This is a genomic window from Herbaspirillum chlorophenolicum, from assembly GCF_001189955.1.
GTDB classification, from domain to species: Bacteria; Pseudomonadota; Gammaproteobacteria; order Burkholderiales; family Burkholderiaceae_D; genus Herbaspirillum; species Herbaspirillum chlorophenolicum.
The window spans coordinates 13,277-38,618 of the sequence record NZ_LFLT01000009.1; the positions used below are offsets into that span (position 1 = coordinate 13,277).

21 protein-coding genes are annotated in these 25,342 nt (G+C 62.9%); 13 read left to right on the forward strand and 8 right to left on the reverse strand.

Annotated elements, in window-relative coordinates; translation table 11 throughout:
* The first annotated feature begins 119 nt into the window (after window positions 1-119).
* The 5 genes from AKL28_RS07860 (at window position 120) to AKL28_RS07880 (ending at window position 4,393) form a co-directional block, all read left to right on the forward strand.
* Entirely contained in the window at window positions 120-650 is a 531-nt protein-coding gene (locus AKL28_RS07860) for an isochorismatase family protein (RefSeq protein ID WP_050467681.1), read from the forward strand.
* A 234-nt stretch (window positions 651-884) separates the two neighbouring features.
* Complete coding sequence (gene fnr / locus AKL28_RS07865) at window positions 885-1,652, forward strand: fumarate/nitrate reduction transcriptional regulator Fnr (protein WP_050467572.1); 768 nt, start codon at window positions 885-887, stop codon at window positions 1,650-1,652.
* 49 nt (window positions 1,653-1,701) lie between these two features.
* Window positions 1,702-2,436 carry a phosphatase PAP2 family protein gene (locus tag AKL28_RS07870; RefSeq protein ID WP_050467573.1) on the forward strand — a complete coding sequence of 245 codons (735 nt, stop codon included), beginning with the start codon at window positions 1,702-1,704 and terminating at the stop codon, window positions 2,434-2,436.
* A gap of 128 nt (window positions 2,437-2,564) precedes the next feature.
* On the forward strand, window positions 2,565-3,521 hold the full coding sequence (locus AKL28_RS07875) for a diacylglycerol/lipid kinase family protein (protein ID WP_050467574.1): 957 nt from the start codon (window positions 2,565-2,567) through the stop codon (window positions 3,519-3,521).
* Window positions 3,521-4,393: a metallophosphoesterase family protein gene (locus tag AKL28_RS07880; RefSeq protein WP_050467575.1), complete on the forward strand. Its 873-nt coding sequence runs from the start codon at window positions 3,521-3,523 to the stop codon at window positions 4,391-4,393. Before AKL28_RS07875 ends, AKL28_RS07880 begins: the two co-directional genes overlap by 1 nt.
* Here AKL28_RS07880 and AKL28_RS07885 read toward each other — a convergent pair.
* Together AKL28_RS07885 and AKL28_RS07890 are read right to left on the reverse strand one after the other, a co-directional pair.
* Entirely contained in the window at window positions 4,335-5,732 is a 1,398-nt protein-coding gene (locus AKL28_RS07885) for a PepSY-associated TM helix domain-containing protein (RefSeq protein ID WP_050467682.1), read from the reverse strand. The two genes, AKL28_RS07880 and AKL28_RS07885, sit on opposite strands and share 59 nt — an antisense overlap.
* A gap of 218 nt (window positions 5,733-5,950) precedes the next feature.
* The gene (locus AKL28_RS07890) at window positions 5,951-6,175 is read right to left on the reverse strand and encodes a hypothetical protein (protein WP_050467576.1); all 225 of its coding nucleotides are present in this window, start codon (window positions 6,173-6,175) and stop codon (window positions 5,951-5,953) included.
* Window positions 6,176-6,348: 173 nt separating this feature from the next.
* On the opposite strand from AKL28_RS07890, the gene zigA reads away from it, so the two are divergent.
* From zigA to AKL28_RS07905, 3 genes are all read left to right on the forward strand, one after another.
* Complete coding sequence (zigA, locus tag AKL28_RS07895) at window positions 6,349-7,566, forward strand: zinc metallochaperone GTPase ZigA (RefSeq protein WP_050467577.1); 1,218 nt, start codon at window positions 6,349-6,351, stop codon at window positions 7,564-7,566.
* A 2-nt stretch (window positions 7,567-7,568) separates the two neighbouring features.
* Window positions 7,569-8,483: a GTP cyclohydrolase FolE2 gene (folE2, locus tag AKL28_RS07900; RefSeq protein ID WP_050467683.1), complete on the forward strand. Its 915-nt coding sequence runs from the start codon at window positions 7,569-7,571 to the stop codon at window positions 8,481-8,483.
* Between the two features lie 93 nt (window positions 8,484-8,576).
* Window positions 8,577-9,545, forward strand: coding sequence for a M14 family metallopeptidase (locus AKL28_RS07905; protein WP_050467578.1), 969 nt, complete (start codon window positions 8,577-8,579; stop codon window positions 9,543-9,545).
* Between the two features lie 15 nt (window positions 9,546-9,560).
* On the opposite strand, the gene AKL28_RS07910 is transcribed toward AKL28_RS07905, so the two are convergent.
* The 5 genes from AKL28_RS07910 to AKL28_RS07930 form a co-directional block, all read right to left on the reverse strand.
* Entirely contained in the window at window positions 9,561-10,046 is a 486-nt protein-coding gene (locus AKL28_RS07910) for a GNAT family N-acetyltransferase (protein WP_050467579.1), read from the reverse strand.
* A gap of 51 nt (window positions 10,047-10,097) precedes the next feature.
* Window positions 10,098-10,511, reverse strand: a complete 414-nt coding sequence (locus AKL28_RS07915; protein ID WP_050467580.1) for a GNAT family N-acetyltransferase — start codon at window positions 10,509-10,511, stop codon at window positions 10,098-10,100.
* 129 nt (window positions 10,512-10,640) lie between these two features.
* Window positions 10,641-11,423 (reverse strand): enoyl-CoA hydratase, encoded by a 783-nt coding sequence (locus AKL28_RS07920; RefSeq protein ID WP_050467581.1) that lies wholly within the window; start codon window positions 11,421-11,423, stop codon window positions 10,641-10,643.
* Window positions 11,424-11,446: 23 nt separating this feature from the next.
* Window positions 11,447-12,607 carry an acyl-CoA dehydrogenase family protein gene (locus AKL28_RS07925; RefSeq protein WP_050467582.1) on the reverse strand — a complete coding sequence of 387 codons (1,161 nt, stop codon included), beginning with the start codon at window positions 12,605-12,607 and terminating at the stop codon, window positions 11,447-11,449.
* A gap of 178 nt (window positions 12,608-12,785) precedes the next feature.
* The gene (locus AKL28_RS07930; RefSeq protein ID WP_050467583.1) at window positions 12,786-16,319 is read right to left on the reverse strand and encodes an indolepyruvate ferredoxin oxidoreductase family protein; all 3,534 of its coding nucleotides are present in this window, start codon (window positions 16,317-16,319) and stop codon (window positions 12,786-12,788) included.
* A 584-nt stretch (window positions 16,320-16,903) separates the two neighbouring features.
* Here AKL28_RS07930 and AKL28_RS07935 point away from each other — a divergent pair.
* Together AKL28_RS07935 and AKL28_RS07940 are read left to right on the forward strand one after the other, a co-directional pair.
* On the forward strand, window positions 16,904-17,848 hold the full coding sequence (locus AKL28_RS07935; RefSeq protein WP_174525357.1) for a GGDEF domain-containing protein: 945 nt from the start codon (window positions 16,904-16,906) through the stop codon (window positions 17,846-17,848).
* A 68-nt stretch (window positions 17,849-17,916) separates the two neighbouring features.
* Complete coding sequence (locus AKL28_RS07940; protein WP_050467584.1) at window positions 17,917-18,807, forward strand: PhzF family phenazine biosynthesis protein; 891 nt, start codon at window positions 17,917-17,919, stop codon at window positions 18,805-18,807.
* Between the two features lie 16 nt (window positions 18,808-18,823).
* Here the strand turns inward: AKL28_RS07940 and AKL28_RS07945 are convergent, their stop codons facing one another.
* Window positions 18,824-19,756 carry a LysR family transcriptional regulator gene (locus AKL28_RS07945; protein WP_050467685.1) on the reverse strand — a complete coding sequence of 311 codons (933 nt, stop codon included), beginning with the start codon at window positions 19,754-19,756 and terminating at the stop codon, window positions 18,824-18,826.
* Window positions 19,757-19,895: 139 nt separating this feature from the next.
* On the opposite strand from AKL28_RS07945, the gene AKL28_RS07950 reads away from it, so the two are divergent.
* The 3 genes from AKL28_RS07950 to AKL28_RS07960 all read left to right on the forward strand — a co-directional run bounded on the left by AKL28_RS07950 (window position 19,896) and on the right by AKL28_RS07960 (window position 25,122).
* A complete protein-coding gene (locus tag AKL28_RS07950; protein ID WP_050467585.1) occupies window positions 19,896-20,672 on the forward strand; it encodes an SDR family NAD(P)-dependent oxidoreductase in 777 nt (258 codons plus the stop codon).
* Window positions 20,673-21,151: 479 nt separating this feature from the next.
* Window positions 21,152-22,015 (forward strand): substrate-binding periplasmic protein, encoded by an 864-nt coding sequence (locus AKL28_RS07955; RefSeq protein ID WP_050467586.1) that lies wholly within the window; start codon window positions 21,152-21,154, stop codon window positions 22,013-22,015.
* A complete protein-coding gene (locus tag AKL28_RS07960) occupies window positions 22,012-25,122 on the forward strand; it encodes a bifunctional diguanylate cyclase/phosphodiesterase (protein WP_050467587.1) in 3,111 nt (1,036 codons plus the stop codon). The genes AKL28_RS07955 and AKL28_RS07960 overlap by 4 nt, the downstream gene beginning before the upstream one ends.
* The last annotated feature ends 220 nt before the right edge of the window (window positions 25,123-25,342 follow it).

Below are 25,342 nucleotides of genomic sequence, written 5' to 3' on the forward strand. Positions count from 1 at the left end.
TATGTTATCGGAGGAAAAATTGTCGATTTGGGCCGGTATGGCGTCAATGACACAAACCATTCAATTCCTGCCAACGCATCCGGCTCAGCCGTTTCACCCATTTGACGAGAACCATGCCCATGCTGATCGATGTGAGCCAATCCGCGCTGCTGGTGGTCGACCTGCAGCAAAAACTGCTGCCGGTGATCCATGACAACCAGGCCATCCTGGCGCAGGCCGTGCGCATGGCCACCATTGCCGGCCTGTTCGGCGTACCCGTGATCGGCACCGAGCAGATCCCCGACAAGCTCGGCCCCAACCATCCCGACATACGCCATCTGTGCGGCCAGACGCTGGCCAAGAGCCACTTCGACGCCTGCGCCGAAGGCCTGCTGCCGGCCCTGCCCGGTGCCGCGCGCCAGATCGTCATCGCCGGTTGCGAGGCGCACATCTGCATGCTGCAGACAGCGCTCTCACTGCTCGAGCACGGCTATCAGGTACTGCCGCTGCTGGACGCCTGCGGATCGCGCAAGCCCAGCGACCGCGACGCCGCCTTCGCACGGCTGCAGCAGGCGGGCGCGGTGCCGGTGACCGTAGAAATGGTGGCTTATGAATGGATGCGCGACGCCAGGCATCCGCTGTTTCGGGATGTTCTGAAACTCATCAAATAAGCAAACGCATCCGTGCGGCAGATAGCCCGGATGCAAGCGCTGTATGCAACAGATGAAAGTTTCCGAACGGCCTGCCCGGGAAGCATCCCTGTTCTGGAACTGTGGTACAAGAACAGAGATCCCCCGCTGTCCGTCGATTTGAATGTGCCTGCAGCACCCTATGATGGTGCTATCCGATTGCAAAGCAGTAATCCTTGCTGCGCTGCAAACATGAAGAAGGAATCCGAACTACTTATGTCCAGCTTATCGCCCTCCGCCTCGCCCCGCTCTTCATCCGGCGCTACCGTGCAGGCGCTGCGTGCCGGCTGCTCCGCCTGCGGCATGCACCAGTTGTGCCTGCCGATGGGGCTGGACCAGGGCGACATGCAACGGCTGGAGCAAGTGATCAACCGCCGCCGCAAGGTCAAGCGCGACGAGACGCTGTACCACGTCAACGACAAGTTCGACATGCTGTACGCGATCCGGCTGGGCCACTTCAAGACGTTCCAGCACAACCCCAATGGCGGCCAGCAGATCACCGGTTTCCAGATGGCCGGCGAATTGCTCGGCATGGATGCCATCGGCGCCGGCCATCACCTGTGCGAAGCGGTGGCGCTGGAAGACAGCGAGGTCTGCGAGATTCCCTTCGCCAGCCTGGAAGACCTGTTCCGCGACATGCCGATCCTGCTGCGCCAGTTCCATCGCATGATGAGCCTGGAAATCTCGCGCGAGCAACGCGTGATGCTGACCTTGGGCAGCATGACCGCGCAGCAGAAGATGGCGGCCTTCCTGGTCAACCTGTCGTCGCGCTACGTGAGCCGCGGCTACTCCTCGACCCGCTTCCAGCTGCGCATGACGCGCGAGGAAATCGGCAACTATCTCGGCCTGGCGGTGGAAAGCGTGAGCCGCCTGCTGTCCGGCTTCAAGAAAACCGGTGTCATCGACGTCAACCACCGCGACGTGGAATTGCTTGACCTGCCGTCGCTGCGTTCCATCGCGCTGGGCAGCGATCCCTGCGCCTGAGCCGGCTCAAGTGCGGCGCGCGTCCTTCGCGCCGCGCTAGAATGGCCGGATGACATACCGGCCACATCACTCCTCTCTCCCTTATCGCGCATTCCTTCAGGCGCGCCTCGTCACCGCCGTACTGGCCGTGGCGGCCACTCTCCTGCTGTTCGCCCTGATCGCCTATGAAGTCACGACCCATGGTGCATTGGTGCGGCTCGACCAGCAACTGGCCGACTGGTTCAACCTCCACGCCTTCTCGCCCCTGACGGAACTGCTGCTCGGCTATACTCACTTGCATGGCACCATCGGCGTGCTGGCCATGGGTGCGCTGCTGCTGTGGCAGATGGTGCGCGAACGGCAGTGGCACTGGGCGGTCGACCTTGTGCTGGTGCTGCCGGGCGGCATGCTGCTCAACTTTGGTTTGAAGCATGTCTTTACACGGCTGCGCCCGCATTTCAACGATCCCATCCTGGTGCTGCACAGTTACAGTTTTCCCAGCGGCCATACGATCGGCGCCACCTTGCTGTATGCGATGCTGGCGGCTTACCTGCTCCACCAGCCTGCGCTGGCCGGGCGTATTGGCGAACGGCTGCACACAGGCACACGCGGCACGCAAGCCGCCATCGTCTGCACGGCCTTGCTGCTGGTGCTGCTGACCGCCTTCAGCCGGGTCTATCTCGGCGCCCATTTCCTGAGCGATGTGCTGGGTGCGATGCTGCTGGGCACAGCCTGGTTCGCCTTGTGCACCACGGTGGTTTTCACGGTGCACCGGCACTATTGGGCGCGGCCGCGCTCCAACTGATTTCCGGCTCATGTGCCGGCCCTTCTACAGCGCCGCCTATGACGACACATCCGATCCCAGAAAAAACCAGGCCCGCCGGATTTCCGGCAAGCAAACAACAACCGGATACCGGCCAAGAGCGGCCCGACGTGGTCGCGGTCATCAACGCCAAGGCCGGTGGCGGCCATGCGCAGGAACTGGCCGGACACATCGCTGCGGAGTTCGCCAGACATGGCTTGCGCGCCAGTGTATGCCTCGCGACCAGCGGCGAAGACATGCTGGCCGCTGCACGCCAGGCTGTGCACGACAAGATCGGGATCGTCGCCGTGGGCGGCGGCGACGGCAGCGTCAACGCGGTGGCCTCCGTGCTGATTGCCGATGCGAATTGCAGCAGCGCCCTGGGCGTGCTGCCGCTGGGCACACTCAATCATTTTGCCAAGGACCTGGACATCCCGCTGGCGCTGGCAGATGCCATCGCCGCGATCGCCCATGGCTGGCGTATCCGCGTCGACAGCGGCGAAGTCAACGGCGTGCCCTTCATCAACAATTCCAGCCTCGGCTTGTATCCCGACATCGTGCGCGAGCGAGAGAAGCAGCAAGCCCGCCTGGGGCGCGGAAAATGGCTGGCCTTCAGTTGGGCGGCAATGGGCGCGTTGCGGCGCTATCCCTTCCTGCGCGTGCGCCTGCATGTCGGCGGCCAGGACCACTGGCGGCATACGCCCCTGGTCTTCATCGGCAACAACGAATACCTGATGAGCGGCCTCGATATCGGCAAGCGTTCTTCGCTGATGGAAGGTAAACTCAGCCTCTACGTCTGCCACCGTACCGGCCGCCTCGGCCTCTTGCGCCTGGCCGTCAACGCCTTGTTCGGACGGCTGCATGAGGCGCACGACTTCGACGCGCTCACTGCCCACGACATCCTGATCGAAACGCACAAGAAACGTATGCTAGTAGCCACCGACGGCGAGGTCACCATCATGCAGACGCCGCTGCAATACCGCATCCGCCCGGCTTCGCTGGAAGTGATCGTGCCGGATCGCGAAGCGCGCCCCATTCCCGCGGAAGTCCAACCGGCCATCATCCGAGCATTGCGGAAGGACCACTGATGCGTACCATCATCCATCTCTCGGATCTGCATTTCGGCCGCATCGATACCGCCATCATCGAACCTTTGATCGCGCAGGTGCATGAACTCAAGCCCGACCTGGTAGTGGTGTCCGGCGACCTGACCCAGCGTGCGCGCAGCGCCCAGTTCAAGCAGGCGCGCCACTTCCTCGACGCCCTGCCGCAGCCGCAACTGGTGGTGCCGGGCAACCACGATGTGCCGCTGTTCAACATCGCCGCACGGCTGCTGCAGCCGCTGCGCAAATACCGCCGCTATATCGGCGAAGACCTGCATCCGGTTTTCATGGATGATGAGATGGTGGTGGTCGGCATCAACACCGCGCGCTCGCTGACCATCAAGGATGGCCGCGTCAACGACCGCCAGATCGAGATAACACGCCGCCAGTTGGCCGCTGTCGGCGACCACATGGTCAAGATCATCGTCACCCACCACCCCTTCGACTTGCCGCCGGGGCCGCAACACCACAGCCTGGTCGGCAAGGCGATACCCGCCATGCGCGCCTTCGCGCTATGCGGCGCCGACCTTCTGCTGGCAGGCCACGCACATATCAGTTCGGCCGTCAGCAGCGCCGGACGCTACAACATCCCTGGCTATTCGGCACTGGTAGTGCAAGCAGGAACAGCCACTTCCACACGCGGGCGCGGCGAAGTCAATTCATTCAATGTGCTGCAGATTGAAGCGCATCAGATCACGGTGCACAGGCTGGGCTGGGAGCCCGGGCAGAATAGCTTCTCACTGGCCGCGTCACAGTCCTTCATGCAACGCGGCAGCGAATGGTTCAGGATGGATGATCTCAGCGACGGGCCAAGCGCCAGCGCAACACATCCGCCAGCAAGAACAGCAACAGGCTAAGGCCCATCAGCGGCAGGTTCCATCCCAGGACAATGGCCAGTGCGCCCACCGCCGTGCGCTGCGCCGGCGGCAGCCGTACGAAGGCCTCGGACAGCGGCGCCAGGGCGGTTCCGGCTGCCGGACGGCGGCGCCACCACATCACATAGCCCAGCACGATCATGGCCGTGAGCGCGATACCGAAGGCCGCCATCAGGATCTGGTTCCACACGCCGAACAGGATGCCCATGTGCGCATCGACACCCCAGCGAATCAGTTTGGCCACCAACGGAAACGTCTCGAAATCGGCGCGGCTGGTGATGGCCATGCGATCCGGATCGACTGCCACCGTATCGACCTGGGTCGGCCAGGAACGGTCGACTTCGCGCACCATCCACGCCTGGTTCTGCGCACGCGGGGGACGGATCTCGATCTCGCTGGCATCGATGCCGCCCTGGCGCGCAATCGACTGCACCAGGTCGAACCGCGCCGGATCGCCGGCCGCTGGCATGAGCATGGCCATGCCATCCGATCCGTGGTGCCCCATGTGCCCGGCATGTTCGCCCATGCCGGCATCGGCGCCCGTGCTGGCAGGCTGCAATTGCATCGAGGCCGAAGGCGTCACCCATCCCATTGAAGCGCGCAGCATATTGACGCGTCCGCCGGCCCACTTCGACCAGGTCAGTCCGGTCGCCGAGAAAAACACCAGCCCGACCACGATCCACAGCCCCAGCAGCGAATGCAGGCGGCGCGCGTTCATCGTCCGGCGCGTGGCAGCACGCGTCTTGCGCCGCGTACTCCACCACAGCCAGAGGCCGCCCAGCGAGCCCAGCCATAACCACGATGCCGCCAGCTCGCTGTAGTTCCGGCCCAGGCTGCCCAGCATCAGGTTGCGATGCAGGGTGTCCAGCGCGGTGCGCAAAGGCAAGGTGCCGCTGGTGCCGTAGACGGTCAGGTCGCCCTTCACTTCCAGGCTCACCGGGTCGATGAAGACCGCACGGCTTTCCGAGTCGCCCAAGCCTTTCTGGCTGAACATCACGCGGGTATTCCAGCCCGGCTCCTTGCCCGGACGCACCGCAAACAGACGCGGGCCTTCGCCGATATAGTCCTCTGCCGCCTTCACCTGCGCCGCCAGCGGCTGCGCGGCGCCTTGCGAGCGGTTGAACAACTGGTCGGCATACATGCGCGTCTCGATTTGCGGCGTCACCACGAACAGCGTGCCGGTGACGGCTGCCACCAGGATGAACGGGCCGACGAACAGGCCGATGTAGAAATGCAGGCGCAGCAGCAAAGCCGCCAGCGCCGATGCGCTCTTGCGCTGGCCGGACACGCTGGCGGCCGGCTGGTAGGTATGGGTGGTCATGGCAGGAAACCGCACTCCGTGATGCGGAATCACGGCATGCATGGAAGTGGCAAGGATAAGCGGCTCATTGTAGGCCGCGCGCCGTGCGCTGCGAATGTGGCAATTTGTCGCACGCGCCGGGCGAATTCTGCGCAAGCGGTGGGGACGAAATGAAAAAGAGCCGCACTATGCGGCTCTTTCGTATGGCCTGTTGCCTGGTGTATGCCGGCAGCGTTGGCTCAGAGGGGGTTTTGGTCGATCCAGTCACCTGAGAAATCCAGGATGTAGGCAACCGCCTCATCTTCGGAATCGAACTCATTGGTCGGTGACTTGCGCTGGTAGCGCAACTTGCCGTTGCTGTCCTTGCCTTCGTGGATCACGAAGCAGGCCATGAATTTTCCATTGTCCATTTTTTGAACCTGTGGAATGACTGAATTTCCCTTGTATGGAAAGAGATTGGACATGAAAAAGCCTCCTGATTGCGAGGCGCAATGCTAGCACGAAGCGGCTTTTTTCTCAGGGAGGCCCGCAGCCCCACATTTGCAACTAAGTTGCATTTATGAGATATTACGCAACTCTGTTGCATTTATCCAGCCCCTATCCATCGCCTCCTTTTTACGCCAACGGCCCTTTTTCCATGCAAACAACCACCCTGCAACGACCTGCCGATGGCAGGCTTCCCGTGACCGTGCTCTCAGGCTTTCTCGGCGCCGGCAAAACCACCCTGCTCAACCACATCCTCAATAACCGTGAAGGCCGTCGCGTGGCCGTCATCGTCAATGACATGTCGGAAATCAATATCGATGCCGCCCTGGTCAGGAACGGCGGCGCCGAACTGTCGCGCACCGATGAAAAACTGGTGGAGATGAGCAACGGCTGCATCTGCTGCACGCTGCGTGAAGATTTGCTGCTGGAAGTGCGCAAGCTGGCGCGCGAGCGGCGTTTCGACCAACTGGTGATCGAATCCACCGGCATTTCCGAACCGCTGCCGGTCGCCGAGACATTCACGTTCACCGACGAAGACGGCGCCAGCCTGTCCGATGTGGCGCGGCTGGACACCATGGTCACCGTGGTCGATGCCTACAATTTCCTCAAGGACTACAGCTCGCAGGACAGCCTGGAACAACGCGGCGAATCGCTGGGAGAGGAAGACACCCGCACCGTAGTCGACCTGCTCATCGAGCAGATCGAGTTCTGCGACGTGCTGGTGCTCAACAAGCTGGACCTGGTGTCGCCGCAGGAACTGGAACGGCTGACGGCCATCCTGCGCAGCCTCAATCCGCGCGCCCGCATCGAAACATCAACCTTCGGCAGCGTGGCACTGGACAAGATCCTGCATACCGGCCTGTTCGACTTCGAACAGGCGCAGCAGGCGCCGGGCTGGTTGCAGGAGCTGCGCGGCGAACACGTGCCGGAGTCCGAACAATACGGCATCTCCAGCTTCGCCTACCGCGCGCGCCGGCCTTTTCATCCAAAGCGATTCTTCGACCTGATCAACACCGAATGGCCGGGCGTGGTGCGCTCCAAGGGCTTTTTCTGGCTGGCCAGCCGGCCGGCGCAGGCCGGCTCCTGGTCGCAGGCGGGCGGCGTATGCCGCCACGGGCTGGCAGGAAAATGGTGGGCCGCCGTGGCGCGCGAACAATGGCCGCAAGACCAGGAATCGGTCGACTTCATCATGGAACAATGGGATGAGAACGTCGGCGATGCGCGCCAGGAGCTGGTGCTCATCGGCATGGACCTGAACCAGGCCATGCTGCGCGCCCGACTGGATGCCTGCCTGCTGGACGATGCTGAAATGGCGCAAGGCCCGCTGGGCTGGGTGCGCATGGCAGATCCCTTTCCGCTATGGGGTTGACGGTGGCGTCCACACTCCCCGATGTCGCCCGTCACGAAAGTTCGGCCATTCCCTTGGCGCTGAATTGGGTCGGCATGCGCGGCATCGCCATCCCCCTGATGCCTGGCAGCCCTGAAATCGCGCCGCTGGCGGCCACGGCAGACCTTGCCGTGGATTTGCCCGATCCGCACGCCAAAGGCATCCACATGTCGCGCCTGTACCGCTTGCTGGGTACGTTCGCCCAGCATGGGGAATTGTCGCCGCGCTCACTGCAGCGGCTGCTGCGCGACATGATTGAAAGCCACGCCGATTGCGGATCGCGTGCGGCGCGCATCGGGCTGGAATTCGGCTTGCTGCAACAACGGCCGGCGCTGCGCACCGCTGGTCTGGCAGGCTGGAAGAGTTATCCGGTCAGCGTGCAGGCCATGCATCGCGGCCACGCCACGTGGGTGGAACTGGCAGTGCGCATCCAGTATTCCTCCACCTGCCCCTGTTCGGCCGCCCTCTCGCGACAGGCCGTGCGCGATGCTTTTGCGGAAGATTTCAGCGATACCGCCCTGGTCGCGCGCGGCGATGTGCTCGACTGGATTTCCGCCAGGGCCAGCCTGGCCACGCCGCACAGCCAGCGCAGTGAGGCCGAGGTGCGCATCAGGCTTTCCGCCGATGCCGATGCGCTGCCGCTACCGGCACTCATCAACTGCGCCGAAACGGCATTGGCCACGCCGGTGCAGACGGCCGTCAAGCGCGCCGACGAACAGGCATTCGCCCTGCTCAACGGCGCCAACCTGATGTACGTGGAAGATGCCGCGCGTCGCCTGCGGTGGGCACTGGAGCAGCATTTCAGCGCCTGCTCGGTTTCGGTCAGCCACCATGAAAGCCTGCACCCGCACGACGCGGTTGCCTCTTGCGCGACGCCTGGCTGGGAACGCATGGACTAAAGAAGATAAAAGAATGCACGTCCGCCCCGTCTCTGGCACACCCGCGCGAACCGGAGTATCTTTCATGCTATCGCCAGAACAACAGATTTCCTCATGATTTCCAGCAGCATCCCCAGTACCTTGCAACGCCATCAATTCGCCGCGCTTGAACCCGGCCCACGCCTGCTGGTGCTGGGTGCGGTACACGGCAACGAAACTTGCGGCACGCGCGCCATCGAGCGGCTGCTGCGCGAACTGGACAGCGGCGCCCTCGCCCTCACGCGCGGCCTGCTGACACTGGTGCCGGTCACCAATCCCCTCGCCTACCAGAAGAAACAACGCCAGGGCGAACGCAACCTCAACCGCAACATGCGGGTGAATGCGGCGCCGGCCAATTTCGAAGACAGGATATCCAACGTGCTATGCCCGTGGATCGCCGAACACGATGTGCTGCTCGACCTGCACTCCTTCCATACCGCCGGCGTTCCCTTCGCCATGCTGGGGCCGGAAGACAACGATGGCGACATCGAACCCTTCTCGCATGCGCAGGCAGAACAGCGCATGGCTGCTCATCTGGGAACGACACGCATCGTGGAAGGATGGATGGGCACTTATGCACGCGGCGTGGAACGCCGCCGCAAGGAAGGAAAAGTCGGCGCTCCCGACCTGCTGGATCGCAACTATGGCGTAGGCACGACGGAATTCGCCCGTACCCAGGGCGTCTACGGCATCACGCTGGAATGCGGGCAGCATGACGACCCGCACGCACCGGAAGTCGCCTACCATGCGATCCTGCAGACCCTGGCCCTGCTCGGCATGGCGCAACTGCCGCTGGAACCGCCTCGTCCGGAAATCGAGATCATCCGTCTGGTCGACGTGATCGACATGGAACATCCGGCCGACGCCTTCACCCGCGAATGGGCCAGTTTCGACCGCGTGGCCAAAGGCCAGGCCATCGGCCACCGCCACGATGGAACAGCGGTGACGGCGCCGGATGACGGTTACATCGTATTCCCCAACCCCAAGGCGCTGGCTGGCAATGAATGGTTTTACTTCGGCGTGAAAAGCGGCCGCAAGCTGTAAGCCGATCTTTATCTATCAGGCGCAATCCAGCACATAGAAGCGCGTGTCCACCGTCATCACCGGAAACGAAGGCGGCAGCGCGGCTTTCTCGATCAGTGCGAAACCGTTTTTCTCATAGAAGCGGTGCGCCGCCAGGAACTTTGCCGTAGTCCCCAGATAAACCTGCTTCACGCCCTGCATCTTGGCCCAGCCGATGGCGCCGTCCAGCAGGCGCCTGGCGGTGCCGTGCTCGCTGCCGCGATGGCTGGCGGCGACAAACATCTTGCGCAGCGCCACCCGGTCGTTGCCGATATCGAGCAGCGATACGGTGCCGACCACCTCGCCGCCATCCAGCGCGACCCAGAAATTGCCCTTGCCCTGTTGATAGAAACCGGAAATATCGTTCAGGTCGGGCTGGCCTTCCAGCGTGATGGGAATGTCGAATTCCTGTTGCTGGATCGGCAGGATGACCTTGACCACGCCTTCTGCGTGCTCTAGGGAAAAGGGACGAATTTCGATCATGGATGTGTGCGCTTGGATAAGGGCTGGCTTGCTGGCCCGATGTTGCGTGGCTTACTTGAGTTCGTTGCCCGGCGTCAGCTCCCAGCAGCGCGGGCTGTGGGCGAAACCGATGTATCCGTAGTAGTCCGCAGCATCGGGCGCGGCCAGCAAGCGCAGGCGGCAGTGCGGGCCGAGCCGGTTGCGGGTATGGCGGATCAGTTCCTTGCCGATGCCGCGGCGCTGGTAACTCTCATCGACGGCCAGTTCCGACATGTAGCAGGCATAGGTGAAGTCGGTCACGCAGCGCGCCACGCCGACCAGCAGCTCGCCGTCCCATGCGGTGGCGACCAGATTGGCGTTCTCCACCATGCCCTTCATGCATTCGAGGTCGTCCAGCGGACGGCGCGGGCCCATCGAAGTGCGAGAGAGCACGTTGACGAACTGCTCGACGGTAAGGGCGATGTCGGTCTTGTATTCGATGTTCATGGCAGCAGGCGGGCGAAGGCTAAAGCCAGCATGATACCCAAACAAGGGGCAACCGTTTGGGAGCCGGACATCCTCAAAAAAATCGCCGGCATAAAGCCGGCGATGCGTGGCCCATTTCCCGGGAAAATGTCAGCTGTTCTTCCACAGTGGATTGCGCTTCTCCAAAAAGGCGTTGACGCCCTCCTTCTGGTCCTGCGTATCGAACAGGTCGATGAACAGTTCACGCTCGGTCTGCAGGATGGTGCCCAGCGGGTTGTGGCGCGCCCCCTGGATCAGCTTCTTGCTGGCCGCCACCGACGACGGGCTTTGCTTCTCGGCCTGCAGCGCCAGTTCCAGTGCGCGTGCCTTCGCCTGTCCCTTGCCTACCACTTCTTCCACCAGGCCGATGCGCAAAGCGGTCTCCGCGTTGACGCGTTCTCCGCACAGGATCATGCGCTTGGCCCAGCCTTCGCCGACCAGCCACGGCAAATTCTGCGTGCCACCGGCGCAGGGCAGCAAGCCCACGGCCGCTTCCGGCAAGGCCATCTGAGCCTGCTCCTCGGCAATGCGGATGTCGCAGGCCAGGGCACATTCCAGCCCGCCGCCCATGGCATAACCATTGATGGCGGCGATCGAGACGCCGCGAAAATTGGACAAGGTTTCAAACGCTTCGCCGAAACGGCGCGCCATCTCGCGCGCCATGGCGCGGTCGCCGTCGGCGAACAGCTTCAGGTCGGCGCCGGCGGAAAAGAACTTCTCGCCCTCGCCGGTCACCACCAGCGTGTAGATGTTACGGTCGGCGTTGAGGTCCTTGACCAGTTGCGTCAGGCCGGCCAGCGCATCGCGCGTCCAGGTGTTGGCCGGCGGGTTGGACAATGTCAGGACGGCGGTGTGGTTGGTCTTTTCCAGCTTGAGATTGGTATAGGTACTCATGAATGCCTTTCAACGAAACAGGGTCAGCGAATGTCGTCCAGATTGTCGCTATTGAGCAGGTGGCGCGAGACGATCACGCGCATGATCTCGTTGGTGCCTTCCAGGATCTGGTGCACGCGCACGTCGCGGAAATAGCGTTCCAGCGGGTACTCGCGGATGTAGCCGTAGCCGCCGTGGATCTGCAGCGCCTCATTGCAGATACGGAAGCCCAGGTCGGTGGCAAAGCGCTTGGCCATCGCACAGTAAGTGGTGGCGCCGGGCGCCTTATTGTCGAGCTTGACCGCCGCCAGCCGCACCATCTGGCGCGCGGCGACCAGTTCGGTCTGCATGTCGGCCAGTTTGAATTGCAGCGCCTGGAAGTCGGCGATCGGACGGCCGAACTGCTTGCGCTCCTTCATGTAGGCATGCGCGGCATCGAGCGCGGCCTGCGCGGCGCCGACCGAACAGGTGGCGATATTGATGCGGCCGCCATCCAGCCCCTTCATCGCGAAGATAAAGCCTTCACCTTCATTGCCCAGCAAATGGCTGGCCGGCACCTTGACGTTGTCGAAGCTGATGGTACGCGTAGGCTGGCTGTTCCAGCCCATCTTGCTTTCCTTCTTGCCGTAAGCGATGCCCGGCGCATTGCCCGGCACCACGATGGCGGAAACGCCCTTGGCGCCTTCGCCGCCGGTGCGCGCCATCACCACCAGCACATCGGTCGAACCGGCGCCGGAGATGAAGGCCTTGGAGCCGTTGAGCACATAGTGGCCGTCCACCAGCCTGGCAGTGGTTTTCAGCGATGCCGCATCCGATCCCGAACCGGGCTCGGTCAGGCAGTAGGAGCCGATCTTGCGGCCGGCGGCCAGCTTCTCGCACCATTCGTCCTTGATGGCGGCGGTGCCCCAGGAGGCAATCATCCAGCTCACCATGTTATGGATGGTGAGATAAGCGGCCGTGGACGGACAGGCGTGCGCCAGTTCCTCGAACACGACGGTGGCGTCCAGCCGGCTCAGGCCCAGGCCGCCGACCTCTTCCGGTGTGTACAGGCCGCAAAAGCCCAGCTCGCCGGCCTTGGCGATCACATCGAGCGGAAAATGCGACTCTTCGTCCCACTTGGCCGCATGCGGCGCCATCTCGCCGGCGGCGAAGTCGCGCGCGCTTTGCTGGAAGGCCAGTTGATCTTCATTGAGTTCAAAGTCCATGCGTGTCTCCTGTTTTGGTCTTGATATGGGTCTAGATTAATGGAATTTGGGGAGATGAGTTGTCGCGCAGGCGACATTGGCCGGAATAGCTGACGACGCCGGGTTCCTGCTTCCGCAGGGACGACGGGCTGCCGCAATTCAAACGCCGCCGCCCCTGCAAAAGCAGGGGCCCGCGTCGTTATGCCGCCCTGACCAGAGCCGGCTTGCCGAATTGCGCCAGCAGCGCCGTCCGTCGCGCTTGCATCGACTGGACAGCCTTGTCCTTGACATGCCCGTAGCCGCGCACCTGATCGGGCAACTGCGCCAACTCAACGGCTACCGCGAGATTGGCAGCATTCAGCTTGGGCAGCAAGCCCAGCACCAGCTCCCGATAATCGACGATCAATTGCCGCTCCATCCTGCGCTCTTCGGTGCGTCCGAAGACATCGAGGGCGGTGCCGCGCAATCCCTTCATCTTCGCCAGCAGCTTGAATGCCTTGAACATCCAGCTGCCGTAGCGCGCCTTGACCAGGTGGCCCTGTGCATCCTTTTTCGCGAAGATCGGCGGGGCGAGATTGAAGCTCAAGGCGAAGTCGCCCTCGAACTGCTGCTCCAGTTGCTGCATGAACTTGCCGTCGGTGTACAGGCGCGCCACTTCATACTCGTCCTTGTAAGCCATCAGCTTGGACAAGTTGCGCGCCACCGCCAGGGCCAGCTTGTCGCCGCCCAGCGGCGCTTCAGCGGCACGCACAGCCTCCACCACTTCAGCGAACTGCGCGGCGTAGGCGGCATTCTGGTAATCCGTGAGGAAAGCCGTGCGGCGCTTGACCAGCTTGTCCAGCGTCTCGGGCATGCGCAGCACTACCGGTTGCGCCGGCACGGCGATCTTCTCCACCCTGGCCAGATCCACTGCCGCGCGGCGGCCCCACAGGAAGGCGGTCTTGTTGGCTTCGATGGCCACGCCGTTCATCTCGATGGCGCGCAGCAGCGCGGCTTCGGTCAGCGGCAATTCGCCGCGCTGCCAGGCGTAGCCCAGCATGAACAGGTTGGTGGCAATGGAGTCGCCCATCAGGGCGGTGGCCAGGCGGGTGGCGTCGATGAAGTCGGCCTGCTGGTCCACCGATTCCACGATCAGCGCCTTGACCTCCTCGAACGGGAATTGCCAGTCGGGATTCTTGGCGAACTGCCCCGGAGGCTGCTGGTGCACGTTGACCACGGCGCGCGTACGGCCCGGACGCATCTTGGAAATGGCGTCGAAGGAGCCTGCGGTCAGCATGTCGCAGCCGAGGATCAGGTCGGCCTCGCCGGTGGCGATGCGCTGGGCGCGGATGGCGTCGCGCGTGGCGGCGATGCGCACGTGCGATGTCACCGAACCGTTTTTCTGCGACATGCCGGTCATGTCCAGCACCGAAGCGCCCTTGCCTTCCAGGTGCGCAGCCATGCCCATCAGCGCGCCGATGGTGATCACGCCGGTACCGCCGATGCCGTTGATGAGGATGTTGAACGGCGTAGCGCAGGACGGCAATACTGGCTGCGGCAATGCGCCGAAATCGTCGCTCTCGCCCTTCTTGCTCACGCCTGCCTTCGACTTCTTCAGCTTGCCGCCGGTGACGGTGACGAAGCTGGGGCAAAAGCCCTTCACGCAGGAGTAATCCTTGTTGCAGGACGACTGGTCGATGGCGCGCTTGCGGCCGAATTCGGTTTCCAGCGGCAGGATCGACGTACAGTTGGACTGCACGCCGCAGTCGCCGCAGCCTTCGCATACGGCCTCGTTGATGAACAGGCGCTGGTTCGGGTCGGGGAATTCGCCTTTCTTGCGGCGGCGGCGCTTCTCGGCGGCGCAGGTCTGGTCGTAGATGATCACGGTCACGCCCGGCAGCTCGCGCAATTCGCGCTGCACGGCGTCCATGTCCTTGCGGTCATGCACGGTCACGGCGGCCGGCAGGTTGGAACGATCGCTATTGCGTCCGATATAACGGCCGATGTCTTCCGACACCAGCGCGATGCGCTGCACGCCCTCGGCCGCCATCTGCTGCGCGATCATCGGCACCGACACCGTGCCGTCCACCGGCTGGCCGCCGGTCATCGCCACCGCGTCGTTGTAGAGGATCTTGTAGGTCATGTTGACCTTGGCTGCCACCGCCGCGCGGATCGCCAGATAGCCGGAGTGGAAATAGGTGCCATCGCCCAGGTTGGCGAACACGTGCGGCACCTGCGAGAACGGCGCCTGGCCGATCCAGGGCGCACCCTCGCCGCCCATGTGGGTGGTCAGCTTGTTGAATTCGGGATAGATCGCGGTAGCCATCACGTGGCAGCCGATCCCGGCCAGTGCGAAGCTGCCTTCGGGCACCTTGGTCGAGGTGTTGTGCGGACAACCCGAGCAATAGTACGCAGGGCGCGGCGGCGTGTTGACGGCCTTGGACAGCACCGCGTCCTTGGCGTCGAGGAAAGCCAGGCGCGCCTTGATCAGGTCGCTGGTGTGGAAACGCGCAATGCGCGCGGCGATCACGCGCGCGATCTGCGCCACCGAGAAGTCTGCCTTGGAAGTCAGCAGCCATTCGCCGCGCGGCGCAACCCACTCGCCCTTTTCATCGAACTTGCCGATCACGCGCGGGCGCACGTCGTCGCGCCAGTTGTAGAGCTGTTCCTTCAACTGGTATTCGACCATCTGGCGCTTTTCTTCCACCACCAGGATTTCGTCCAGCCCTTGCGCGAATTCGCGCACGCCTTCCGGCTCCAGCGGCCAGGGCATGGAGACCTTGAACAGGCGCAGGCCGATCTCGGCCGCGAAGGCTTCGTCGATGCCCAGCTCGGACAGCGCCTCCAGCACATCGAGGTAGGACTTGCCGGAGGCGATGATGCCCAGCCGCGCCTTGGGGCTGTCGATCATCACGCGGTTGAGCTTGTTGGCGCGCGCGTAGGCCAGCGCCGCGTAGATCTTGTAGTCCTGCATCAGCGCTTCCTGCTTGCGCGCCTGCACGCCCAGCGTGTCGGTCGACAAACGAGCGCTGAGGCCGCCTTCGGGCATCACGAAATCGGCCGGGTACTTGATATCGATGCGGAAGGGATTGGCGTCCACCGAGGCGCTCGACTCGACCGTGTCGGCCAGCGCCTTGAAGCCCACCACACAGCCGGAATAGCGCGACATGGCCCAGCCGTGCAGGCCGAGGTCGAGGTATTCCTGCACGTTGCAGGGATAGAGCATCGGGATCATCGATGCCGAGAAAATGTGGTCGGACTGGTGCGGCAGCGTCGAGGAATAGGCGCCGTGGTCGTCGCCGGCCACCAGCAGCACGCCGCCATGGGGAGAGGTGCCGGCGTGGTTCATGTGTTTCAGCACATCGCCGCAGCGGTCCACGCCGGGGCCCTTGCCGTACCACATGGCGAATACGCCATCGTATTCGGACGGGCCGATCAGCTTGACTTGCTGGGTGCCCCAGACGGCGGTGGCGGCCATGTCTTCGTTCACGCCGGGCTGGAACTTGACGCGATGCGTCTCCAGGTACGGTTGCGCTTTCCATAGCGCCTCGTCCAGCCCGCCCAGCGGCGAACCGCGATAGCCGGAAATGAAGCCGGCCGTGTTCAGGCCCGCTTGCCGGTCGCGCAATTGCTGCAGCATCGGCAGGCGCACCAGGGCCTGGATGCCGGAGAGATAAATCGAGCCTTCGGTGGCGGTGTATTTGTCGTCCAGGCTGACAGGCGCCAGCGGGACAATGTCAGGCGAACCGCCCATGCGGTTCGCAGATGCATGTGCAACGGCGGTATGCAAGCCGCCTGTTGCGGAGTTGCCGGGGTTACCCTCGGTTTTACCGGGGACCGGCGAGTGAGCGCTCACTTGGGTCGCAGCCAGATCGGAATCGCGTACGCCTTCTACGGTTGGCGCCGTCGTTCCGACAGGCTCAGCTGCCGAACGGATTTCCATTGCTTGTCTCCAAAATTTTGATTCAGATAGCGTCTGCCATTACCGCGCCGGGTACGGCCCATTACTGTCAGACACTTCGACCGTGGTAGCGGTCATCACAACAATCTCCGTCTCGAAAACTGCTGTGACTGAAGTCTATCCCCGTGCCGCTCGGACGTGGAAATACCGATTGGGGATAGGGCCATAAGGAAAAATGATACCCATCCCTTTCCGCAGGTGATCCTGCACCGCGCCTTGCTGCCCCTGATTTCATGCGACGGCCATCCATACGCGGTATGCTTGCGCCCAACCGATACTCGCATGTGGCTCCCATGGAATGCTTCGTGCTCTTCTCCATGCAGCAAGGAAGACACGAATTTCCATACAACAACAATTTTCGAATCACTCACATACACATGAGCGAACAGACCAAAGACCAGATGGAGCCCGATAGCGCCGTCTACAAAACGCTGCTCGAATCAACCAAGGCGATTCCGTGGAAAATCGACTGGAGCACGATGAAGTTCACCTACATCGGCCCGCAAATCGAGAAACTGCTGGGCTGGACGCCGGAGAGCTGGGCCACCGCCGAAGACTGGGCCATGCGCATCCATGCGGAAGACCGCGAAGCGGTGGTCAACTTCTGCATCTCGCAATCGAAGTCAGGCATCGACCACGAGGCCGACTACCGCGCCCTCACGCGCGACGGCGAGCACATCTGGATTCGCGACGTGGTGCATGTGGTGCGCAACCCCGACGGCAGCCCGAATTCCCTGATCGGTTTCATGTTCGACATCACCGAACGCAAAAAGACCGAGGCCCATCTGGTCGAGCTGCAAAAGGAACTGGAGGCGCTGTCTTATCGCGATGGCCTCACCAACGTGGCCAACCGCCGCATGTTCGACTCGGCGCTGGAAGTGGAGTGGACCAATGCGCTCAACAATCGCGCGCCGCTGTCGCTGATCATGCTCGACATCGACTACTTCAAGCAGTACAACGACCATTACGGCCACATCCGCGGCGACGAATGCCTGAAGAAAGTGGCCGCCGTGCTGTCCAAGGCAGCCACCCGCTCACGCGACTTCTTCGCCCGCTATGGCGGCGAGGAGTTCGTGCTGATCCTGCCGGAGGCCGATGCCAAGGCGGCACTGCAGGTGGCGCAACGCTGCCGCAAACTAGTGCTGGACGAGGCGATCCCGCATGAGACTTCGCAAGTGGCGGAAGTTGTCACGGTCAGCCTTGGCGTATCCACCATCATCCCTTCCGGCCAGGACCAGCGCATCGATTTCATGGAAACCGTCGACCAGCGCCTGTACAAAGCCAAGCAGCTCGGCCGCAACTGTATCGCCGTGGATGAGTGAACTGTATCTGTCTCGCAGCTTGGGCAGCCGATAGAATCAGCCACTCCTTCCATCGCTGCGAGACCACCATGCCCTCCACCTACGCCTACCGCCTGCTCAACGTGTTCGCCGAATCCACCTTCGGCGGCAATCCCCTGTGCGTATTTGAAGATGCACGCGGTATCGACGACGCCACCATGCAGGCGCTGGCCTTGCAGTTCAACCTGTCGGAAACCACCTTCATCCTGCCTTCGGCGGTAGCCGATGCGCGCGTGCGCATCTTCACCACCGGCTACGAGATGCCGTTCGCCGGCCATCCCACCCTGGGCACCGCGCACGTGGTGCGCGAGCTGCTGCATGCCGGCGATGCGCTGAAACTGGAATTCAAGGCCGGCGTGGTGCCGGTGACCGCCGAGGGTGATGTCTGGACCTTCACCGCACCCAGCGCCGGCAGCCCGAAGACCGCCCCCTCGCCACTGCCGCCGGCCGAAGTCGCAGCCCTGGTCGGCCTGCCGGTGGATGACCTCGCAGGCGATCCCATCTGGGTCGATACCGGCGCCGACCAGTTCCTGATCCCGCTGAAGTCCCCTGCGGCAGTGCGCCGCGCCCAGCCCGACAGCGGCGCGCTGGAACACTGGCCGCAAAGCAGCCTGGGCCGCAAGACGGCTTACGTATTCGCTTTCGATGACAGCGAACCGGGCAATGTGCTGGCGCGCTATTTCTTCACCAAGCAAGGCGGCGGCGTAGCTGAAGACCCGGGCACCGGTTCGGCCTGCGCCAACCTCGGCGGCTGGCTACTGGCGACCGGCCATGCGCTGCCGGCGCGCTATGCGATCGACCAGGGCGCGGCAGTCGACCGCCCTTCCCGCTTGCATCTTTCAGTGTCGGAAAGCGGCGCGATCCAGGTCGGCGGCCGCGTAATCGAAATCGGCCGCGGCACCGTCACCATCGATCCGGCCGGACGTACTGCGCTGGCCTGAGCATCTCCTTTCGCCGCTACACCGGCATGCCGCTGTCCTGTCCTTCCCGTGTCAACGGCAAGATCAGCGCGTGCAGCCAGTCCATGAACCCGGCCACGCGCGCCGGCACCTGGCGGCGGCTGGCGTAGAGCAACGATACCGGCATCGGCGCCGGCCGGTATTGCGGCAGCACCTCCACCAATGCGCCCTGCACCAGCAAGCTGCGCTTGTGCGCCCCCACCAGCGGCAACTGGATCATCCCGAGTCCCGCCTGGCAGGCGGCATCGTAGGTTTCGGTGCTGTTGACGGTAACGCTGCCCGCCATCGGCACATAGTGGGTCTCCTTGCCGTCGAACCATTCCCAGCCCGGCGAGCGGCCGCCCAGTACCTGGCGGTAATGCACCAGCTTGTGGTGCGCCAGGTCGTCCAGCGTGCGCGGCACGCCGTGCCGCTCCAGATAAGCCGGACTGGCGCAATTGACCTGAACCAGATGTCCGATGGGACGCGCCACCAGCGATGAATCGTCCAGCGTCCCGGTGCGCAGCACGCAGTCGAAGCCCTCGCCGACCAGGTCTACGCGGCGGTCGCTGGCGGAAAGCTCGATCTCCAGCTGCGGATGCTGCTCAAGAAAGGCCGGCAATGCCGGCAGCACCACCTCACGCGCCATGGCGCTGGACATGTCCACCCGCAGCTTGCCGGTCAGCGACTTGCCGCCGGCCCGGAACATCGCGCGCATCGACTCGAAATCATCCAGCAGTTCCTTGCTGCGCCGGTAGAAAGCTTCGCCGTCTCCGGTCATCTGCACGCGCCTGGTCGTGCGCTGGAGCAGGCGCGTACCCAGCATCTGCTCCAGTTGCTGCACCGCCAGCGAGACGGTGGCATTGGGCAGGCCAAGCTGGCGCGCAGCCCCGCTGAAGCTGGCCAGTTCGGCCACGCGCTGGAAGATCTGGAGGGTGTCGAGCTGGTTCAAGGAACGCTCCAATTATTATTCAATATTGAAAAGTCTAATATCAAATAAGAAATTTATTAACAAAAACCTTCTCAATATACTGGGCTTCGTAGTCAGGCACACCGCACGACTTTCCACTCTTCATCGACAGGAGCCCAGCATGACCCAAGCAGACAACACCACTCCCCGCATCGCCCTGGTCACCGGCGGCAGCCGCGGCCTCGGCAAGAACACGGCCCTGCACCTGGCGCGCGACGGCGTCGGCGTGATCATCACCTATGTCAGCAACCGCGCCGCCGCCGAACAGACGGTGGACGAGATCCAGGCCATCGGCGCCAAGGCCGTAGCCCTGCAACTGGATCTGGCCAATAGCCGCAATTTCCCCGGCTTTGCCGACGCCGTGCGCGCCGCACTGAAGCAGACCTGGAACGCCGAATACCTCACTTACCTGGTCAACAACGGCGGCATGGGCATGCATGCCTCGATCGCCGAGACCAGCGAAGCAGTCTTCGACGAGCTGTACAACGTGCACCTGAAGGGGACCTTCTTCCTGACCCAGGCGCTGCTGCCGCTGATTGCCGATGGCGGCCGCATCATCAACACCTCCAGCGGCCTGGCGCGCTTCTCCCTGCCCGGCTATGCGGCCTATGCCGCGATGAAAGGCGGCGTGGAAGTCATGACGCGCTACATGGCCAAGGAATTCGGCGCACGCGGCATTGCCGTCAACACCGTGGCGCCGGGCGCCATCGAAACCGATTTCGGCGGCGGCCGCGTGCGCGACAATGCCGAACTCAACGCCTTCGTCTCCAGCCAGACCGCGCTGGGCCGCGCCGGCCGGCCAGATGACATCGGCGCCGCCGTGGCCTCGCTGCTGCGTCCGGAAAACGGCTGGATCAACGCCCAGCGCATCGAGGTGTCGGGCGGCATGTTCATCTGAGCGTCCGATCAGCGCCGGTGGCGGGTGCATACCGCCGTCGGCAAACGCTGCGCAAACTTGCCGATTTAACCAATCTTTAGCGCCGCAAACGCCCCCTCCGCTTCGCTACTCGCATTTCCCTGCACCCGATTTGGGCACCTCTTTTTTTCCTCTCCCAACTTCTACGCACACTGTCGCCGCGCCTGCCGTTCATACCCTGCGACAGCTCAACCATGGCGATTGCAAAGCTCAATGCATTCTGTTGCGGATTGCATTGTGCTCGGGTAACATCGCTCGGCGTTGATCTAGAATTTTTTCAATAAATCGACTTGTTTTATGTAGCTTGTATGCTCATTAAATGGTCATACCATTTGCGAACAGGTCGGCATCAACACATATGCATACGGCTGCGCCCGCGCGGCCGATCGGGAGAGGCACTGGCCGATGGACGAAGGCAAGCAGCGCATGCTGCACACTCGCTCCTGCGCCCATGTGTCCCAATGGCGGAGTACAAACAGGGGACGGGTATTTTCTTCAGTCATATCTTTCGCAATCGCGCAGTACGTTCATCAGCCTGCGCAACCGCCCTGCTGATCGCCCTTTTCACGTTCGCCAACCCTGCTCTTGCCGCTCCTTCCGGCCCCGATTGCTCCCGCCCGTTTACGCTGGCGCTGCACGACCATGGTTTGTTGTACTCGTCGGCCACCGATACCGGCATCGACAAGGATTTCGCCGACGAGCTGATCCGCCGCAGCGGCTGCAAGATCAACGTCAGCCTGATGTCGCGCGCGCGCATCTGGCAACTGATCGAGTCGGGTGCGCTGGACTTCAGCCTTTCAGGTATCTCCAACCGCGAGCGCGAGCAGTTCGCCGCCTTCGCCTGGTACTTCAGGAACAAGTACTACCTGCTGGTGCGCAAGGATTCCGGCATCTCGCGAATGGAAGATTTCGCGCGCAACGAGCGTTTCCAGCTCGGCGTCATCCGCAGCTTCCGCTATAGCGACAACGCCAACCGCCTGGTCGACAAGCTCGCCGCCGCCAACCGCGTAAGCCAGGCCGGCGGCCTCGAACCCTTATATGAAGCCCTGCTGCTCAACCGCATCCAGGGCATGATCATGGAGCCGTTCGACTATCCGGCGGTGCAGGAAAAACGCATCCGCGATGTCACCGCCGTCATCGGCTTCAACGACCCCTCAATGCCGCATGGACTGATCATGTCCAGGAAGGCACTGCCGCCGGCCGAGCAGGAAAAGTGGCGCGCACTGGTCAACGGCATGCTGGCCGACGGCACCGTGCTGCGCATCTTCGAAAAATACTTCAACCCGGAGCTGGCTGCTTCGATGGTTGACCAGGCCAAACCGTGAACTGGATCCGTAAGATTGTGCTCCCGCTGCTGATCCTGATCACAGGATTGGGCGTGACCTGGGTCGCCTGGGACCATGAGCGCCAGGCCTCCAACAAGGAACTCCATTCGCAGTTCGCCTCGGCACTGCGCGAGACGGTCAGCCGCATCGAACAGCGCATGGCGTCCTACGAGCAGATGCTGCATGGCGTGCAAGGGCTGGTCTCTGCCACCGGCGCCATCGACCGCGGCAACTTCCACGATTACGTCAGCTCGCTGAACCTGGATGCCAATTTCTCCGGCATCCAGGCCATCTCGATTGAAGAATGGATACCCGCCGAGCGCCTGGACGCCCACCTGGAGCGCATGCGCAAGCAAGGCATGGACGGCTACGCGATCCGCCCGCCCGGCGGCCGCGACGCTTATGCCCCCTTGACCCTGCGTGAACCTTACGTCGGCCGCAACCGTCTCCCCTTCGGCTTCGACCACTGGTCGGACCCGGTACGGCGCGTCGCCATGGAAAAAGCGCGCGACTCCGGCATGGCAGCCATCTCCGGCAAGATCGAACTGGATCTGGAAAACAACAACAAGACCGAACCCTCCTTCCTGATGTACTTGCCGCTGTACGAACGCGGCAAGCCGCAAGGCACCATCGCCGAGCGCCGCGCCAACCTGCTGGGCTGGGTGCATGCGGTATTCCGCATGACCGACGTGATCGCCAGCCTGTATGGCGAAAGCACGCGCGGCATTGCCTTCTCGCTGTACGACGGCGTCGAAACCGTGCCGCAGGCCCTGCTCTACCGTTCGCGCAATGACGGCCCGCAGACACAGCCGCCGCGCATTTCGTCCACGGAATACCTGGTGGTGGCAAACCACAACTGGACGCTGAGCATGAGCACGCTGGACAGCTTCACCGTGCAATTCGGCCGCAACGCCGAACACCTGATCGCCGCCACCGGCATCGGCATGAGCATCACGCTGTCGCTGCTGGCCTGGCTGATGATGTCTTCCCGCGTGCGCGCGGTGCGCCTGGCGCAGAAGATGACCGCCAAGCTGCGCACCAGCGAAGAACAGTTCCGCGCCATCGCCGACTGCACCGTCAACTGGGAAGTCTGGTGGGGCCTGGACGGCCGGCCGCGCTGGGTCAACCATGCGGTGAGCGACTATACCGGCTACACGGTCGAGGAATGCCTGGCGATGAAGGATTTCGTCGGCACCATCGTGCATCCCGAAGACGAAAAGCGCATCCGCGCCGAGCTGTCCAAGTGCATGGATGGCCAGAAGCGCGAGGATGTCGAATTCCGCTGCGTACGCAAGGATGGTTCGGTGTTCTGGCTGTCGTTGTCGTCGGCGCCGATTACCGATCCGCACGGCACCTTCACGGGTTTCCGCACCAGCAGCCGCGACATTACCGAACGCAAGCAGATCGAAGCCGAGTTGCGCATCTCCGCGGTGGCCTTCGATTCGCGCGAAGGCATGCTCATTACCGATGCCAACAGCAAGATCCTGCGCGTGAACAAGGCCTTCACCGAGATCACCGGCTACAGGTCTGAAGAAATCGTCGGCAAGCACCCCAACCTGCTGCGCTCGGACCGCCACGGCCCCGCCTTCTTCCAGGAGATGCGCGAAAGCATCCAGCGTTTCGGCAAATGGCAGGGCGAGATCTGGGACCGCCGCAAGAATGGCGAGGTTTATCCCGAATGGCTGACCATCTCCGCCGTCAAGAACAAGGACGGGCACGTTACCCATTACGTCAGCACCCATCACGACATCAGTGACCGCAAGCTGGCCGAAGAGCGCATCCGCGAACTGGCCTCCTTCGATGCCCTGACGCGCCTGCCCAACCGCGCCTTGCTGCTGGAGCGCCTGAAGCAGGCCATTGCGCTGTCTGCGCGCAGCAAGACTTGCTCGGCGCTGCTGTTCATCGACCTTGACCACTTCAAGACGCTCAACGACACCATCGGCCATGAGAAAGGCGACTTGCTGCTCAAACAGGTATCGCTGCGCCTGGTGACCAGCGTGCGTGAAAACGATACCGTCGCGCGCGTGGGCGGCGATGAGTTCGTAGTGGTGCTGGAGGGCTTGAACGAACATCCCCAGGAAGCCGCCAACCAGACCAAGGCGATCGGCGAGAAGATCCTGGCCACGCTGGGCAACACTTACCAGCTCGACGATGTCGAATACCGCACCACCGCCAGTGTCGGCGCCACCATCTTCCGCGGCCGCCAGGCATCGGTGGACGAGTTGATGAAGCAAGCCGACCTCGCCATGTACAAAGCCAAGGGAACCGGCCGCAACGCCCTGCGCTTCTTCGACCCGGCGATGCAGACCGTGGTGCTGGAGCGTGCCGCGCTGGAGTCCGGCTTGCGCAAAGCCATCGAAGGCGACCAGCTGCTGCTGCACTACCAGGCGCAAGTGGTCGCAGGCGGCCGCGTGACGGGCGCCGAAGTGCTGGTGCGCTGGCAGCATCCGCAGCGCGGCATGGTGCCGCCGGGCGATTTCATCCCCTTGGCCGAAGAAACCGGCCTGATCCTTTCGCTGGGCAACTGGGTGCTGGAAACCGCCTGCAAACAGCTGGCCATCTGGGCCCAGGGCCGGCATACCGAACACCTGACCATCGCCGTCAACGTCAGCGCACAGCAATTCCGCGAGCCGGATTTCGTGCAGACGGTACTCGATACGATCGAACGTACCGGCGCCAATCCGCGGCGCCTGAAGCTGGAGCTGACCGAAAGCCTGCTGGTGGACAATGTCGAAGACATCATCCAGAAGATGTTCGCGCTGAAGGCCTATGGCGTGGAGTTCTCGCTGGACGATTTCGGCATCGGCTACTCCTCCCTGTCCTACCTCAAGCGGCTGCCGCTGAATCAGCTTAAAATCGACCAGTCTTTCGTGCGCGACGTCTTGATCGATCCCAACGATGCATCGATCGCCAAGACCATCGTCAACCTGGCCCAGAGCTTGGGCCTGGGCGTCATCGCCGAAGGGGTGGAAACCGATGCCCAACGCAGCTTCCTGGCCGATGCCGGATGCCACGCCTACCAAGGGTATTTCTTCTGCCGCCCGGTCGCGGTCGACGCTTTCGAGAAGTTCGCGCAGGAATTCGATCCCCGATTCACTCCTGCCTAGGACAAAGAACTCATTTCATCAATAGGCGTAAGATGCGTTCTGTTCAGAAAGGGCGCTGGCAAGGCGCGCGACGCGTCGTGTGGCGGTGCCACACTCAAGGAGCGCAACGCGGCCAGCGCCCTTTCTAAACAGAACCCAACGGGAGCGGCCTGTTTGGGCGGATTGCTGCGTTACGAATTTGGGTCAAGACGCCCAGTCTTGACCCAAATTCGCGCCTTGC